The organism is Pseudomonas sp. AC463 (assembly GCF_979253585.1).
This window is the reverse complement of record NZ_CEEDDZ010000146.1, coordinates 1-421: the sequence shown is the minus strand read 5'-3', so window position 1 is coordinate 421 and position 421 is coordinate 1. Positions and strand designations below refer to the sequence as shown.

Genomic DNA, 421 nt, shown 5'->3' with positions numbered 1-421 from the left:
GCGCTGGCCGTGGAAGTGCACCACGTCGTCTTCGCTAGGCGGGCGGTGTCGTTCGATCCGCTTCCGGACGGTGGGTTCGTCTGGAGCGATTTAGAATAGATCGGGCGGGGAGCAGCTCAGCAGGACGAATAGCAATCGCACCGAGCTAGGCCGCCACGCCCGAAAAGCATCATTCAAAGAACCTCTCGCTCAGAGGAAGCTGGTTCGGCGGCCTGAGCTCGCCTCCCGCAGCTTTTGCAAATAGTCCCGTCCAACGATTGATGAAGAAGGATATGTCCTCAGCATCGATAGTGAAGGGTCCATGAGCGATGGCGAAGCCACCCATTATAGGCTGCATTGCAGAGTAGAACGTCTCCTGCGTTGGCGGAATGGCAGTTGGCGAGTCGTTCATCCCAGCCGAAAATTGCCGATAGAATGAAAC

1 protein-coding gene is annotated in these 421 nt (G+C 57.0%); it reads right to left on the bottom strand.

Annotation, left to right across the window (positions count from 1 at the left end; translation table 11 throughout):
• Positions 1–169: 169 nt before the first annotated feature.
• The coding region (locus tag AC0IYH_RS29515; protein ID WP_471837602.1) for a hypothetical protein at positions 170–421 on the bottom strand (252 nt) is incomplete at its 5' end.